The sequence below is a fragment of the Streptomyces winkii genome, from assembly GCF_032248595.1.
GTDB lineage: Bacteria > Actinomycetota > Actinomycetes > Streptomycetales > Streptomycetaceae > Streptomyces > Streptomyces winkii.
In genome coordinates, this window is the sequence record NZ_JASTTH010000005.1 from 444817 (window position 1) to 460278 (window position 15462).

Annotated in this window: 12 protein-coding genes; 11 read left to right on the plus strand and 1 reads right to left on the minus strand. The window is 72.0% G+C overall.

Translation table 11 applies throughout. The features are described from left to right. Positions 1-47 precede the first annotated feature (47 nt). Positions 48-2648: a bifunctional FO biosynthesis protein CofGH gene (locus QQM67_RS17605; RefSeq protein ID WP_314174842.1), complete on the minus strand. Its 2601-nt coding sequence runs from the start codon at positions 2646-2648 to the stop codon at positions 48-50. A gap of 135 nt (positions 2649-2783) precedes the next feature. On the opposite strand from QQM67_RS17605, the gene QQM67_RS17610 reads away from it, so the two are divergent. The 11 genes from QQM67_RS17610 (at position 2784) to QQM67_RS17660 (ending at position 15440) form a co-directional block, all read left to right on the plus strand. After that, positions 2784-3341 carry a hypothetical protein gene (locus QQM67_RS17610; RefSeq protein ID WP_314174843.1) on the plus strand — a complete coding sequence of 186 codons (558 nt, stop codon included), beginning with the start codon at positions 2784-2786 and terminating at the stop codon, positions 3339-3341. A 205-nt stretch (positions 3342-3546) separates the two neighbouring features. Next, positions 3547-5052, plus strand: coding sequence for a CehA/McbA family metallohydrolase (locus QQM67_RS17615; protein WP_399066992.1), 1506 nt, complete (start codon positions 3547-3549; stop codon positions 5050-5052). A 298-nt stretch (positions 5053-5350) separates the two neighbouring features. Continuing rightward, the gene (locus tag QQM67_RS17620) at positions 5351-7147 is read left to right on the plus strand and encodes an ATP-binding protein (protein ID WP_314174845.1); all 1797 of its coding nucleotides are present in this window, start codon (positions 5351-5353) and stop codon (positions 7145-7147) included. Then, complete coding sequence (locus QQM67_RS17625; protein WP_314174846.1) at positions 7144-7569, plus strand: roadblock/LC7 domain-containing protein; 426 nt, start codon at positions 7144-7146, stop codon at positions 7567-7569. The genes QQM67_RS17620 and QQM67_RS17625 overlap by 4 nt, the downstream gene beginning before the upstream one ends. Beyond that, positions 7566-7934 carry a DUF742 domain-containing protein gene (locus tag QQM67_RS17630; protein WP_314174847.1) on the plus strand — a complete coding sequence of 123 codons (369 nt, stop codon included), beginning with the start codon at positions 7566-7568 and terminating at the stop codon, positions 7932-7934. Before QQM67_RS17625 ends, QQM67_RS17630 begins: the two co-directional genes overlap by 4 nt. A gap of 115 nt (positions 7935-8049) precedes the next feature. Beyond that, positions 8050-8625, plus strand: a complete 576-nt coding sequence (locus QQM67_RS17635; protein ID WP_314175130.1) for a GTP-binding protein — start codon at positions 8050-8052, stop codon at positions 8623-8625. Next, entirely contained in the window at positions 8622-10088 is a 1467-nt protein-coding gene (locus tag QQM67_RS17640) for a cytochrome P450 family protein (RefSeq protein ID WP_314174848.1), read from the plus strand. The genes QQM67_RS17635 and QQM67_RS17640 overlap by 4 nt, the downstream gene beginning before the upstream one ends. After that, complete coding sequence (locus QQM67_RS17645; protein WP_314174849.1) at positions 10046-11350, plus strand: cytochrome P450 family protein; 1305 nt, start codon at positions 10046-10048, stop codon at positions 11348-11350. The genes QQM67_RS17640 and QQM67_RS17645 overlap by 43 nt, the downstream gene beginning before the upstream one ends. Positions 11351-11607: 257 nt before the next feature. Next, complete coding sequence (locus QQM67_RS17650; protein WP_314175131.1) at positions 11608-14565, plus strand: AfsR/SARP family transcriptional regulator; 2958 nt, start codon at positions 11608-11610, stop codon at positions 14563-14565. A 219-nt stretch (positions 14566-14784) separates the two neighbouring features. After that, positions 14785-14982 (plus strand): hypothetical protein, encoded by a 198-nt coding sequence (locus QQM67_RS17655; RefSeq protein WP_314174850.1) that lies wholly within the window; start codon positions 14785-14787, stop codon positions 14980-14982. Positions 14983-15206: 224 nt separating this feature from the next. Continuing rightward, positions 15207-15440 carry a hypothetical protein gene (locus tag QQM67_RS17660; protein ID WP_314174851.1) on the plus strand — a complete coding sequence of 78 codons (234 nt, stop codon included), beginning with the start codon at positions 15207-15209 and terminating at the stop codon, positions 15438-15440. The last annotated feature ends 22 nt before the right edge of the window (positions 15441-15462 follow it).

Consider the following 15462-nt stretch of genomic DNA (forward strand, 5'->3'; position numbering starts at 1 on the left):
CAAGGGGAGGTCGGCCCCTCGGCAGGTCAGCACTCTAGAACGCCGGTTCACTTTTCCAACACCGGCAGGAGGTCGGGAAGGTGGCCGTCCGAGCGCTGGGCCGCCTCCAGGCGCTCCTCCGACACCTCTCCGTACAGCGTCGTACGGGCGCGCGCCGGACGGCCCGCCGCCTCGGCGATGGCGACGAGATCCCGGATCGAGCGGTACGAGCCGTAGGAGGACCCGGCCATCCGGGAGATCGTCTCCTCCATCAGCGTCCCGCCGAGGTCGTTGGCGCCGGAGCGGAGCATCTCCGCGGCGCCCTCCGTGCCGAGCTTGACCCAGCTCGTCTGGATGTTGGTGATGTACGGGTGGAGCAGCAGCCGCGCCATCGCGGTCACCGCGCGGTTGTCACGGGTCGTGGGGCCGGGCCGCGCGATGCCCGCCAGATAGACGGGCGCGTTGGTGTGGATGAAGGGCAGCGTCACGAACTCGGTGAAGCCCTCGACGCCCTTGGCGAGCGCGGACTGCTGGATGCTCGCGAGCCGGCGCAGATGCCCGAGCCAGTGGCGGGGCTGGTCCACGTGCCCGTACATCATCGTCGAGGACGAGCGGATGCCCGACTCGTGTGCCGTCTCGATGACTTCGGCCCAGGTGTCGGCGGGCAGCTTGCCCTTGGTGAGGATCCAGCGGACCTCGTCGTCGAGGATCTCCGCGGCCGTGCCGGGCACGGAGTCCAGCCCGGCCTCACGTGCCCGCAGCAGCCACTCGCGGATCGAGAGCCCGGTGCGGCTCGCGCCGTTGACGACCTCCATCGGCGAGAACGCGTGCACGTGCATCCCCGGGACGCGCTCCTTCACCGCGCGGGCGATGTCGAAGTACGCGCTGCCCGGCAGGTCCGGGTGGATGCCGCCCTGCATGCACACCTCGACGGCGCCCACGTCCCAGGCCTGCTGGGCGCGGTCGGCGACCTGGTCCAGGGAGAGGGTGTAGGCGTCGGCGTCGGTGCGGCGCTGCGCGAAGGCGCAGAAACGGCAGCCCGTGTAGCAGACGTTGGTGAAGTTGATGTTGCGCGTGACGACGTACGTCACGTCGTCGCCGACGACGTCGCGGCGCAGCTCGTCGGCGATCCGGCACAGGGCGTCCAGCGCGGGCCCGTCGGCGTGCAGCAGGGCGAGCGCCTCGTCGTCCGTGAGGCGCGTGGGGTCGTCGGCGGCGGTGGCCAGGGCGGCGCGCACGTCCGTGCCGATGCGCTCGGGTGCCATGCCCGGCCGGGCGGCCTCGCGCAGCGAGTCCCAGTCGCCGTAGACCTCGTCGAAGTCGTCGCGCCGGTCGGCGGTGCGCCCGTCGGTGTCGATGGTGCGGTGCAAGTCCGTACGTCCCGACGGCGCGAGGTATCCCTCGTCGGGCTCCTGCCATGGGCGGCCCTCGACGGGGGCGTCCTCGCGCGCGAGGCCCGTCTCCGGCTCGGCGAGCGCGTCGACGTGCGGCATCAGGCGCGGATCGAGCCAGGGTTCGCCGCGCTTCACGAACTCCGGGTAGACCGGGAGCCGTTCACGCAGCACGAAGCCGGAGGCCGCGGTGCGCTCCGCCAGGTCGTCGATCTGCGGCCAGGGGCGTTCGGGGTTGACGTGGTCCTGGGTCAGCGGCGAGACGCCACCCCAGTCGTCGATGCCGGCGTCGATGAGCATCGCGTACTCTCCGTCGACGAGGTTGGGCGGCGCCTGGATGCGCGCCGAGGGGCCCATGATGTGGCGTGCGACGGCGATCGTCGCGGCCAGCTCCTCGAGTTCGGCGTCCGGCATTCCGCGCATCGCCGTGTCGGGCTTCGCGCGGAAGTTCTGCATGATGAGTTCCTGGATGCCGTGGTAGGCCCGCTGGATGCGGCGCAGCGCGAACAGGGACTCGGCGCGCTCCTCGTACGTCTCGCCGATCCCGATCAACAGCCCTGTGGTGAAGGGGACGTTGGAACGCCCCGCGTCCTCCAGGACGCGCAGCCGCACCGCGGGCTCCTTGTCCGGCGACCCGTAGTGGGGACCGCCCGGCTCGCTCCACAGCCGCTCGGCGGTGGTCTCCAGCATCATGCCCATGGACGGCGAAACGGGCTTGAGGCGCTGGAAGTCGGACCACGAGAGCACCCCGGGGTTGAGGTGCGGCAGCAGGCCCGTCTCCTCCAGGACGCGGATCGCCATGGCGCGTACGTACGAGAGCGTGTCGTCGTAGCCGTGCGACTCCAGCCACTCGCGGGCCTCGGGCCAGCGCTCCTCGGGCTTGTCGCCGAGCGTGAACAGGGCTTCCTTGCAGCCCATCCGGGCGCCACGGCGCGCGACGTCGAGCACCTCGTCCGGGGAGAGGAACATTCCGTGCCCGTCGCGGCGCAGCTTGCCGGGCACGGTGACGAACGTGCAGTAGTGACACTTGTCCCGGCACAGCCGGGTGAGCGGGATGAAGACCCCGCGCGAATACGTGATCACTCCGGGACGGCCCGCCGCCTCCAGCCCCGCGTCGCGCACGCGGGCCGCGGAGCGGGCGAGTTCGGCGAGGTCGCCGCCGCGCGCCTGTAGCAGTACCGCGGCCTCGGCGGCGTCGAGCGTCACCCCGTCGCGGGCGCGGCGGAGCGCACGCCGCATTGCGTTGGCGGTGGGGGCTGCCTGCGCGTTCGAAGTCATGGACCGAGCATACGAGCGGGGGTCGGCGGCCTTCCGGAGTCGTCCCTGCGGGCAATGTCACATCGTCTACGGTGCTGCGGGACGCACGGCACGTGCGTCCCGTCCGCATCACACACCACAACTACGGGGGAAAACATGCGAGTTCGGCTCCTCACCAGCGCCGCGGTGCTGGCCTTCACCGTCCTGGGCGGGGGCGCCGCGACGGCGCACGCCGCGAGCGCCGCCGCACCGGGCGGCGGTCCGGCGGGCGCGGGTTCGGCGCGGGCGGCGTCGACAGCGCAGACGGCGCAGACGGCGCCGGAGGGTTCGGCGTCGGGAGGGTCCTCGTCCGGAGGGTCCGGCGGGGGCGGCGCGTCCACGGGCGGCGCCGCGGACCGGGCCGGGGGCGGCGACGGCGTCCGTACGCAGGCCGCGCCGGGACGGATATCCGGCGGTTCCAGCAGCGGCGGAAGCCGGGGCGGAACCGTCAGCACCGGCGGAGGGGTCAGCAAGACCAGCTCGGGCGGCACGAAGGGCGGCTCGACGCTGGGCAAGACCACCACGACGAGCAGCGGCGGGTACAGCGGCTCCGACTCGGACCGGAAGACGAGCAGCGGCAGCCGCTGGTGGATGTGGCTGCTGATTCCGCTCGTCCTGGTCGTGATCGTGGCCGTGGGCCTGGCCCTCTTCGCGGCGTCCCGGCGCCGCTCCTGACGGGCCGGACGGGCTCTCCCCGGCGGCCTCGGCCGGGCTCTTCCGGCGGGGCCGGTCCGGCCGTTCCCGCGGGGCCGCCGGAGTTTTCCACAGGGGTTTCCCGGCTCGTCTCCTGCGCGTACAACAGTGACTCGTGGCGTCACGGAGGCGCCGCAGGACTTCAGGTGCGGGCCGCGGCAGCGTGCCGCGTGCGGGGGAGGCTCCCATGGCGGGTGTGGAAAGACGTGACGTGCTCCGGCTGTCGGCGGTGGCGGGCGCCACGAGCGTGCTGACGCTCGGCGGCGTGAGCTTCGCACGCGCCGCCGACGGCTCGCAGACGTCGAGGACGGTGAAGGGCCGACTGCCCACGGGCGCGCCCGACTTCGTCTATCTGCCGGTGGAGGTTCCGGCCGGGGTCCGCGAGATCGAGGTCTCGTACTCCTACGACAAGCCGTCGGTCCCGCCGGGCACCAAGGGGAACGCGCTGGACATCGGCGTCTTCGACCAGCGGGGCACGGCCCTCGGAGGCCGGGGCTTCCGCGGCTGGTCGGGCGGGGCGCGCGACCGCTTCACGATCAGCGCGGAAGCGGCCACGCCCGGCTATCTCGCCGGTCCGGTGCGCGAGGGCACGTGGCACGTCGTCCTCGGTCCGTACACGGTGGCCCCGCAGGGCATGGAGTACGAGGTCACCGTCACGCTCCGGCACGGCGATCCGGGGAAGACACCGCGCCCGGTCCACCCGCCGGAGCGTGCGCGGGGCCGCGGCCGAGCGTGGTACCGGGGAGACTGCCATCTGCACACGGTGCACTCCGACGGCAAGCGCACCCCCGCCGAGGCGGCCGCCGCGGCCCGCGAGGCGGGGCTCGACTTCATCACCACCACCGAGCACAACACCACGTCCGGGCACGGCGCCTGGGAAGGCCTGTGGGACGAGGACTTCTTGATCCTCTGCGGCGAGGAGATCACCACCCGCAACGGGCACGTGCTGGCTCTCGGCACGGACCCGGGCACGTTCCTCGACTGGCGCTACCGCGCGCGTGACGGGCACTTCCCGAGGTTCGCGCGCCGCATCCGCCGGGCGGGCGGCCTCGTCGTCCCGGCGCACCCGGACTGCCCCTTCGTCGGCTGCCAGTGGAAGTTCGGCTATGAGGACGCCGACGCCGTGGAGGTGTGGAACGGGCCGTGGACGACGGACGACGAACTCGCCGTCGCCGCCTGGGACAACATGCTCGTGGCCCCGCCGGCCGGCCGCGGCCCGCTCCCCGCGATGGGCAACAGCGACGCACACGCCGAACCGCAGGTGGTGGGGCTGCCGCAGACGGTCGTCCTCGCGGACGACCTCTCCCGGCAGGCCCTGCTGGAGGGCATACGGGAGGGCCGCAGCTATATCGCGGAGTCGTCGAAGATCTCCGTGCGGTTCGCGGCGAGCGGCGAGCACGGCGAACACGCCGGTATCGGCGGCAGGCTGGCGGTCGACGCGGACGCGGAGGTCACCGTCCGCCTGGAGGTCTCCGGTGCGCCGGAGGGCGCGACGGCCCGGTTCCTCACGGACCAGGGCGAGATGTTCGCGAGCCCGGTCTCGGGCGCGCCCCTGGAGTGGCGGACGAGGGCGTCGCTGGCCGCGTATGTGCGGGCGGAGATACGCCACCGTCCGCCGGTCGGATCGCCTCCCGATCTGCCGGGCGCGATGGCCGCGATGACCAACCCGATCCGGTTCGGCCACGACGGCTGACGGAGCTCGGCCTAGGCTGATTTTCGGCCGTCCAAAGCCTCGCCGCGGCGGGCTTTGTCACCCTTGGAAGAGCTCCCGCGGACCGGCGTCCGAACTCTCCCCGTTTCACGGCGAAATGCGATCAGTCGATGTGTACGGATGTTCCCGTTACGGGTGTGCGCACCACTGGTCTGCGGCAGCATGTGGGGACTCCCCGGGCGAGGAGTGCCGAAGGGGCGTGGCTCGAAATCGCACGTCCGCTTCCGCCGGCAGCCCGTTCAAACCACCGATCACAGCAACCAGTTGACCAAGGACGCCGATGACCGACACACCGGTGGCGCTGATCGTGTTCCTCGCCTTGGGTACCGTCGCCGTCGTTCTGGCGCTGCTTCTCGTCCGCTCGCGGCAGGAGCTGAGCAGGGCCCAGCTGCGCACGGAGGCGACCGAGACGGAGCTCGAAGGGGCGTCGCGGTACGCCACCGATCTGGGGGCCAGGCTGCACGCGGTCGAGGCCGAGCTGAGGCATCTCGTCGACTCCCGCATGCCCGAACTGGCCGCGTCGCTCGCCCACTCCAACGTCCCCGTCCCCGGCCCGCTCGGCACGGCGACGCTGAGCCCCGACCTCGACCGGTCCATCGACGCCGTGCTCGCGCGGCTGAGGGAAGAGGTCACCAAGGAGCGCAAGCGCGTCGACGCGGCGGCACAGGCGTCCATGCGCGGCGCGACGACGACGATCCAGGCGCTGCTCTACCAGTTGCAGACGCTGCTCCAGCGGATGCAGGAGAAGTACGAGGACCCGCTGGTCGCGGAGGATCTGCTCGCGGCCGACTTCCTCAACGAACAGGCCCTGCGCCGCATCCAGTCGACGGCCGTGGTGTGCGGGGCCTGGCCGGGTCTGACACGGGAGAACTCGCATCTCGCGGACGTCGTCGTGGGCGCCTCGTCCAGGCTCAGCGGCTACGAGCGCATCCAGGTCAGCAACCTGCTGCGGGACCCGATCGGCGTGATCGCCCGCGCGGTCGAGCCGATCGCCGTGACGCTGACGGAACTGATGGCGAACGCGCTCCACTACTCCCACCCGGAGCTGCCCGTCGTCGTCACGATCCAGCAGGGCAACCGCGGAGTCTCGGTGATCATCGACGACGCGGGCGTCGGCATGAACTCCGAAGAACTCACGCGCGCCAAGCGGCTGATGTCGGGCGAGGAGACGATTCTCCTGACCGAGCTCGGCGACCCTCCGCGCAACGGCTTCGCGGCCGTCGGGCAGCTCGTGCGCCAGTACGGGTTCAGCGCGCACGCGGAGGCGTCCCCGTACGGCGGCGTCCGCGCGGTCGTGCACATACCCGGCGAACCCCTGCTGACGCTGCTCGACGAGGCGGAGCACCCGATGTCGGCGATGGCGCCGACGCCGCCGCACGGCACGCCGCTGCTTCCGGGGCGTGCGGCCACGGACGCCCGTACACCGGCGCGGTCCGAGGCCATATCCGCGCCGACTGCCGCGAGTTCGGCGCCCGCAGTCCCGGGCACGACGGGCTCGTCGGGCTCGTCGGGCTCGTCGGGCTCGTCGGCCACCGGGGAGCTGCCGCGCCGTCGGAGGCGGAACCGCGCGAGTGCCGAGGAGAAGGCCGCTGCGGCGGGCCACGCCGGGAAGGAGGCGCAGGGCACCGCCGTGCGCACCGCGGCCGGCCCGCCCTCGACGCCCGAGGAGAGCGCGGAGCGCTGGTCCGCGTTCCAGAAGGGCACCTTCTCCGGACGGGCCGCCGCCGCAACGGGCGTGCCCGGCACGCCCGTTGGGCCCGGCGAGCCCGGCGGACCCGGCAGCACCGGCCCGGAAGCCCCGGTGACGAGCACGGCGGACGAGGCGGACCCGGCGACCGGCCCGGACGGGCAGGACGGGCAGGACCGGCCGGACGGGCAGGACGGCACCGAGCGGCAGGGCAGCACGAACGACACAAGCGGCGAAGGCGGTACGGGTCCAGACCCGGGCCCGGCACCCGCTGACGCCACGACAGACGCGAACAGCACGAACGCCAGGGGCAGTTCGAACGCCGCAGCCGCCACGGACCCGTCCGGCGGTGACGGCCCTGGCGCATCCGAAGGGAATCAGCCTGCATGACCACCCCCGCACGCCGCCCCGTCCGGGAGGACACCTCCTGGGTGCTGGAGCCGCTCCTGGAGCTGCCGCACGTGATCCATGCCGCCGTCATCTCCGGCGACGGTCTCATCGAGGGCCGCTCGCCGAACCTTGAGCGGGATTCCGCAGAAGGCGTCGCCGCGATGCTCTCCGCCCTTCAGGGCGCCGCCCGTACGACCACGGCGGCCTTCGCGGGCGACTACGACGTCACGTTGCGCCAGACAGTGATCGAGTCCGATCAGGGCTGGGTGTTCGCGATACCCGCCGGCCAGAACACGTGCCTGGCCGTCTTCGCGGGCCCGGAGGTCAACATGGGCGTCGTCACGCACACGATGCAGGTCCAGGTGGCGACCCTGGGCGCCAAGGCCATGAGCAGTCCCACACGGAGCGACAGCCCGGCATGAATCCGCCGCCACGCGACCAGCGACGTCTCGTCCCCGCGTATCTGGCGACGACCGGACGCGCGCGGCCGAGCCGCAACACGCTCGACCGGCTCACCGTGCTGCACGCCCCGGCCGACCCGTCGGACAGCGGGCTCCGCCCGGAGCAGCGGCGCCTGCTGGAGCTGCTTCAGCCGGGTCCGCTGTCGCTGGCCGAGGCCGCGGCGCATCTCCGGTTGCCTGTCAGCGTGGTCAAGGTCATGGTGGCCGATCTGGTCGACGCGGGCCGGCTGTCGGCCCGTGCCCCCGTACCCGACGCCGAACTGCCCGAGCGGCAGATTCTGGAGAAAGTTCTCGATGGACTCCGCACTCTCAAGTCCTCGCGATGACGACCCCGGTGACGAACGCGACGTGCGGCCGCCCGCGGGCGGCGGCCTCACCGGTACGGGCACCCGTACCGACATCGCCCCCGCTCCCACTCCCGCCCCGCCGCCGGAGACCGGCATCTACCTCGACGCAGAGCGGACGCAGACCCTGGTGAAGCTGCTGGTCGCGGGCCCGTTCGGGGTCGGCAAGACCACGTTCATCCGGTCGCTGTCGGAGACGGAGCCGCTGCACACCGAGGAGGTGATGACCAGGGGCAGTGCGCTGGTCGACGACCTGTCCGGAGTCCGGGAGAAGTCCACGACGACGGTGGCGATCGACTTCGGGCGCCTGACCCTGCCCGGCGACGTCGTGCTGTACATGTTCGGCACCCCGGGCCAGCGCCGCTTCTCCCCGCTGTGGCAGGACATCTCGCGCGGCGCGCTCGGTGCGCTCGTCCTCGCCGACACACGCCGCCTGTCCGACTCCTTCGAGGTGATGGACATGATCGAGGACGCGGGGCTGCGGTACGCGGTCGCGGTCAACGCCTTCCCCGACTCCCCCTCGCACCACCCCTCCACGCTCCGCGACCATCTCGACCTGCTCCCCGACACACCGCTCGTGCTGTGCGACGCACGCGACCGCGACCAGGCCACCGACGCGCTGATCGGCCTCGTGGGCCACGTCCTCGCCCTCACGCCCCAGGAGACCGCGTGACCTCCGCGCCGGAACCGGGCCAGCGACAAGCACCGGGCCCGGATGAAGCACCGGCCCGAGAAGCCGAACCCAGTGGTCCCGAACCGGGCGGGCGGCCCGAACCGCCTCCGCCCTGGAGCGAACCGCACGCAGAAGTGGCGCAGTTGTACGGGCCGGAGTTCGCCGCGGACCCGGAGGCGGTCTACGGCAGGCTCCGCCGGTACGGCGCGCTCGCGCCCGTGGAGATCTCGCCGGGCGTGCCCGCGATGCTCGTCACCGACTACCGGGCGGCGCTCGACCTGCTGCACGACCCCGTCACCTGGTCCAAGGACTCGCGGATCTGGCAGGAGACCCTGCCCGAGGACTCGCCGATCCTGCCGATGCTCGGCTGGCGCCCCAACGTCATGTTCAACGACGGTGACGCGCACGCGCGTTACCGCCAGGTGATCACCGACGGCTTCGACCGCATCCCGCCGCACGAGCTGCGCGACATGGTCGTCGGGATCGCCGACTCGCTCATCGCGGACTTCGGCGCGGACGGCGAGGCCGACCTGATGGCACAGTTCGCGCGGCTGCTGCCCCTGAAGCTCTTCAACCGCCTCTTCGGGCTGCCCGATTCCTACAGCGAGCGGCTCATCTCCTCGCTCGCCGGAATGATGGAGGGCGACCCGGAGGAGGCGTCGGCGGCCAACGCGGAGTTCGAGGCCTACATCGGCGAGCTGATCACGGCGAAGAAGCACGTGCGCGGCCGGGATCTGACGTCCTGGTTCATGGACCACCCCGCCGGGCTCAGCGACGAGGAGGTCACGCACCAGCTCGTACTCACGATGGGCGCCGGCCACGAGCCGACGACCAATCTCATCGGCAACGCCCTGGCCCGCATGCTCACGGACGACCGCTACTACAGCACGCTGTCCGGCGGCGCCCTGACCCCGCGTGACGCCATCCAGGACGTCCTGCTGAACGAGCCGCCGATCACCAACTACTCGGCGCACTTCCCCAGACGGGACGTGTACTTCCACGGCACGTGGATCCGCACGGGTCAGCTCGTCATGGTCTCGTACGCGGCGGCCGGGGCCGGACACGGCCGTACGGGAGCCGGCGCGGCCGGCGGCAACGGCGGGCAGGGCCACGGCAGTTCGGGCGCCTCGGGCCACACGGGCGGCCCCGGCGGCTCAGGCTCAGGCCCACTCCACACAGGCGGCTCCGGCGGAGGGGCGCACCTGGCCTGGTCCGCGGGACCGCACTCCTGCCCCGTGCCCCGGTCCGCGCTGCTCATCGCGACCACCGCCATCGAACGGCTCACGGCCTGGCTCTCCGACATCGAGCTGACCGTCGCCCACGACCGGCTCGCCCACCGGCCCGGGCCGTTCCACCGCGCCCTCGCACAACTGCCCGCCCGCTTCACACCGATCAGCCCCGACCAGGCAGGAGCCACTCCATGGGACAGCAGGGACAGCAGGCAGACCAGGAGCACGGGTTAGCCGCGGGAGGCGGAGCGTCCGCCGGCGGCACCGGCCTCTCCCGCCCCGTCCCCATCGACCCCGCCGGACAGGACATCCACGGGGAGGCCGACGGCCTGCGCGGCGCGGGCCCCGCCGCACTCGTGGAGCTCCCCGCCGGGATCCACGCGTGGTCCGTCAGCAGCTTCGACCTGCTGAAGCAACTGCTGACGGACGACCGGGTCTCCAAGGACCCGCGCCGGCACTGGCCGGCCTGGCAGCGCGGCGAGTTCCACGGCACCTGGATCCGCTCGTGGGTCGGCGTGACCAACATGTTCACCTCGTACGGCGCCGACCACCGCCGCCTGCGCAAGCTCGTCGCCCCGGCCTTCACCGGCCGCCGCACGGAGGCGATGCTGCCCCGCGTCGAGCGGATCACCGCTGAACTCCTCGACGCGATGGCGGTGTTGCCGCGGGGCGAGCCCGTCGATCTGCGCAGCGCCTACGCGCACCCCCTGCCGATGGGCGTGATCTGCGAGCTCTTCGGCATCCCCGGCGAGCAGCGCCCCGAGATGGCCCGCCTCGTCGAGCGGATCATGGACACCTCCGCGTCGCCCGAGGAGGCGGCCCGTACGGCGCAGGACGTCCAGAGCACGTTCGGCGCGCTCGTCTCCCTCAAGCGGGAGCAGCCGGGTGAGGATCTGACCAGCGTGCTGGTCTCCGCCCGCGACGACGAGACGGGCTCGGAGCTCTCCGAGGCCGAACTGCTCGACACGCTCTTGCTGGTCATCGGCGCCGGTCACGAGACGACGGTGAACCTGATCGGCAACGCGGTGCACGCGCTCCTCACTCACCCCGCACAGCTCGAACTCGTCCTGAACGGCGGGGTCTCGTGGAACGACGTCATCGAGGAGACGCTCCGCTGGGCCCCCAGCATCGCCTCGCTCCCGCTGCGTTACGCGGTCGAGGACATCGAGCTGCCCGGAGGCGCGACGATCCGTCAGGGTGAGGCGATCCTCGCGACGTACGCCGCCGCGGGCCGCGACCCCGGCAGACACGGCGACACCGCGGGGGAGTTCGACGTGCGGCGCACCGACGTGGAGCACCTGTCGTTCGGACACGGCGTGCACTTCTGTCTGGGCGCCCCCCTCGCGCGCATGGAGGCACGTACGGCGCTGCCCGCTCTCTTCGAGCGCTTCCCCGAACTGAGCCTCGCGGTACCGCCGGAGGAGCTGGAACAGGTGGAGTCCTTCATCGCGCACGGCTACCGGACGCTGCCGGTGCTGCTGCACGGGCCGCGCTGACGCCTGCGGGCCGCGCTGACGCCGTGTCCGGTCCCGCCGCGCCCTGCCGCCGTCCGCCGCTCCGTACGGATCCGGCCGCAGCCGTCCGGATCCGATCGCTCACGGTATCGCCGCAGTGCCCGTTACCACACCAATCGCCCTTGTTCCGTGAGAAGTTCGAAGGACTCGTAGAGGACCCGGGGCCCTGATGACGTATAGCTGACAAGCAAGGCAGACTGACCCCTGCGGGACTGGAATGAGGAGCGCAGGGGGCCATGATGGGCGCCGAGGGGAACATCGGCCGCGGGACCGAGCCGCGGAAGCACAAGCTGTGCTTCGCCGTGCTCGGACCGGTCCGAGCCCACCGCGGCGATCAGGAGATCCCCATGGGCTCGCCGCAGCAACGCGCGTTGCTCGCCGCCCTGTTGCTGCGCGGCGGCCACACCGCGACGGCCGAGGAGCTGATCGACGCCATCTGGGGCGAGGAGCCCCCGGACCAGGCGAAAGCGGCGCTGCGTACGTACGCCTCGCGCATCCGCAAGGCCCTCGGCGACGACGCCGAGCTGATGGTCAGCGAATCCGGCGGCTACGCGATCCGGACGGGCCGCGCGTACTCCGACGTCGTCCTGGACCTCGACACCGCGACGGGCCATGTCTCGGACGCGGAGAAGTCCGTTGCGAGCGGCGACCGTTCGGGTGCGCGCGCGAGCTACGCCGCCGCGCTCTCGCAGTGGGCCGGCGAGCCGCTGGCGCACGTGCCCGGCCCGTTCGCGGAACGGCACCGCAACCGGCTGACGGAATGGCAGCTCTCCCTCCAGGAGCAGCGCATCGACCTCGACCTCCAACTGGGCTCGCACACCGAGACGGTCAGTGAGCTGACGGCTCTGACGGCCGCGCATCCGCTGCGCGAGAGACTGCGGGAGCTGCTCATGCTGGCGCTCTACCGCAGCGGCCGGCAGGCCGAGGCCCTCGCGGTCTTCGCCGACACGCGGCGGCTGCTCGCGGACGAGCTCGGCGTCGATCCCTGCGCCGACCTCATAGCGCTCCACCAGCGCATCCTGGAGGCCGACGACAGCCTCACCCTCGCCCCGGAGGAGCCGTCCGGCACCGCCGCGCCGGGGCGGCCCCGCCAGCCCGCTCAACTGCCCGCCGCCGTCGCCGACTTCACGGGCCGCGACGCGTTCGTGGCGGAGCTCAAGGACCAACTCGCCCAGGCCGAGGGCACAGTCATGGCCGTCTCGGCGGTGGCCGGCATCGGCGGCGTCGGCAAGACGACCCTCGCCGTGCACGTCGCACACGCCGCGGCCGAGCACTTCCCGGACGGCCAGCTCTACGTGGACCTCCAGGGCGCGGGCCCCTCGGCGGCCCAACCGGAGGCCGTACTGGGCGCGTTCTTGCGATCGCTCGGCGTGGAGGACGCGAACATCCCGGAGGGCGTGGCCGAGCGGTCAGCCCTCTTCCGGTCGCTGCTGTCCGGACGCCGCGTGCTCACCCTGCTCGACAACGCACGCGACGCGGCACAGGTCCGTCCTCTGCTCGCCGGGGCGGCGGGCTGCGCGGCGATGGTCACCAGCCGCACCCGTATGGTCGACCTCGCCGGCGCGCACCTCGTCGACCTCGATGTGATGAGCCCCGAGGAGGCGATGACGCTCTTCGGCCGCATAGTCGGCAAGGAGCGCGTCACCGCGGAGCGCCAGGCGGCCATGGCTGTGGTCGGCGCGTGCGGCTTCCTTCCGCTGGCCATCCGGATCGCGGCGGCCCGGCTGGCGTCCCGGCGCACGTGGACGGTCGCCACTCTCGCCGAGAAGCTCGCCGACGAGCGGCGGCGCCTCGACGAACTCCAGGTCGGCGACCAGGCCGTGAAGGCCACCTTCGAACTCGGCTACGGCCAGCTGGACGACGAACAGGCCCGCGGATTCCGCCTGTTGGGCCTCGCCGACGGCCCCGACATCTCCGTGCACGCCGCCGCCGCGCTGCTCGACCGCCCCGCGGAGACCACCGAGTCCCTGCTGGAGTCCCTGGTCGACGCGTCGCTGCTGGAGTCGGCGGCACCGGGCCGCTACCGCTTCCACGACCTGGTGCGCCTCTTCGCCCGCGCCTGCGCCGAGCGCGACGAACAGCCGCCGTCCCTCCGGGAAGAGGCCTACTCCCGGCTCCTCGACTTCTATCTCGCCACCGCGAAGAGCGTCTTCGCGCTGGAGCGCCCCGGCGAGCGCCTCGTCGACTTCCTGGAGCAGACCGAGACACCGGGCCTGAGCTTCACGGACCAGACCTCCGCCATCGACTGGCTCTTCGCCGAGTCCGCCTGCTTCCTGGCGGCGGCCCGCCAGCTCGGCAGGGGCGACACGCTCCGCAGGGCCGTCGACCTGCTGATGGCGACGAGCGACCTGGCGGAGGCCGGCATCAACGTACGGCAGTACGAGCAGGCCGCGCAGGAGCTCAAGGAGGCCGCACGGGCGGCGGGAGACACCCGCGCCGAGGCCCGCAGCCGCTCCATTCTGACGGGGCTGCACCTGACGACGGGCTCCTTCAACGAGGCCGACGAGGAAGCGCGGATGGCGGGCGTGCTGGGCGCCGAGGCGGACGATCCCATCTCCTCCTCCTACGCCCTCAACGACCGTGGAATCGTTGCCAATTACCAGGGGCGCCACGGCGACGCCGAGGAGTATCTGACCCAGGCGCTGCGCACCTTCCAGGGGTACGGCAACCAGCCGTCCGAGGCCAGCGCGCTGTGCAACATCGCACGGGCCCACATCGGCACCGGACGGGCCGACAGCGCGGTCGCGCTCGCCGAGCAGGCCGTCGCAATCTACCGGCGGCTGGACATGTCGATGCGTCTGGCCAACGGCCTCTACGCGCTGGGCATCGCCCTCACCGCCGCGGTCCGGCTCACCGAGGCCGAGCGGGAGTTCCTGGAGGCGCTGGAGATCTTCCGGCACAGCCGCCAGCAACTGTGGGAAGGCATGACCCACTTCAGGCTGGCCGAGGTGTATCTCGCCTCCCACCAGGCCGCACTCGCCGCGGGCCAGGCCGAACAGGCCCTGGCGCTGCGCGGCATCGGCGGCGAGTGGCGGCGCGGAACCGTCCTGGTGACGCTCGGCAAGTCCCTGGAGCTGCTGCACCAGTCGGACCGGGCACGCGCGTGCTGGCGAGAGGCGCTGAGCATCTTCGACAAGCTCGGCACCGACGAGGCCGACGAGGTAAGGGCCCTGCTCACAGCGCCGGTCATGACGTAAACGCACCGGCATATGGAACGTTCATTAATCGTTTATCCTGTCGGGCCATTCTTCTGATGACGGTTCCGCCGCGTCGGGGGGCAGGCGGACCGCACAGGGGGAAAGCCGCACTGGCTGTTTCTGAGAAGTGCGGCTATGCAACGGCCGTCCGGCGGTCCTCGGGGGAGCCGCCGGACGCGTCGTACCGCATTGTTCGATCAGCCCAGGGAGCACAACACCATGAGTGCAAACGATCTGAAGACCCATGAGAAGGAGCCGGCCGAGACCGAAGAGGTCCCGGAAGAAGACCTCGTCACGAAGGACCGGCACCAGTCCATCAACCCGCTCGGCGAGTCCGCCGAGACGGAGGACGAGGAAGCAGCCGACGAAGACCTCACGGTGATGGACCGCCACCAGTCCATCAATCCGGCTGACTGAGGCTCGCGGCAAAGCCGGGGGCAGGAAGTGGGCGCCTACCGGCGGCTCGGAGGGGGAGCCGCCGATGGGCGCCCACGTGTTCGCGGGGCCGTGTACGCGTATATGGCAACGGGTATTTGGTGATTGCCGCATTCAGGGAATACCCGGAGAAGACGCCGGACCCCAATCTGGAGGATTCTGTGGAGAAATCGAGAAGGATCGCTGCCATATGTGCGATCACCGCAGTGCTGTTAGGGACTTCCGCCGCTCCGGCACTCGCCGACCGGCACCAGACCGGCTCCGAGCGGGTTCTCTCCGAACGGGCCCTTGCCGAGCGGGCCTTCTCCCAACTGACCGTCCCTGACCGGCATCAGACCTTCTCGGGACCGGCTCTCTCCGAGCGGCTCGTCTCCCAACTCACCGTCCCTGACCGGCATCAGACCTCCACACCGCACATGCCCGGGACAGCGCCCGCGTGACGGCGGGGCAGCGCCCCGGCCA